At 67.4% G+C, this 353-nt stretch carries 1 pseudogene; it reads left to right on the top strand.

Annotated features, from left to right (window positions below):
• Positions 1-45 precede the first annotated feature (45 nt).
• Positions 46-353: pseudogene (locus tag OZ411_RS43190) on the top strand (hypothetical protein); the annotation flags it as partial.

Raw genomic sequence — 353 nt, 5'->3', positions numbered from 1 at the left:
TGCCGTCGACGTCCTGCTGGTCGATCTCAACGCAAAGTTCTGATCATGAAGATACGCATCCTCACCTTCCTCACGGCCGCCGTCGCGGTGTGTTCGCCTCTCGAACCCGCCCGCGCCGATGCCGAGACCGATCGGCTCCGCGAAGCCCTGCGCAGCGCCACCCTGCAGACCCGGCAATTGGAGGACCAGCGGACGGCGCTGCAGGCCAAGCTGGCCGACGCCGAGCGGGACAAGGCCGCGGCGAAAGCCCAGGTCGACGCCGCCAAGAAGCAGGTTCGCGACACCGAGAAGCAGCATCGCGAGGCCGTCGACGAGTTCAACAAGCGCCTCGCCGAGCGCGACGAGACGCTGGA

Source organism: Bradyrhizobium sp. Arg237L (genome assembly GCF_029990105.1).
GTDB lineage: Bacteria > Pseudomonadota > Alphaproteobacteria > Rhizobiales > Xanthobacteraceae > Bradyrhizobium.
This window is presented reverse-complemented; position numbering and strand designations above follow the sequence as displayed.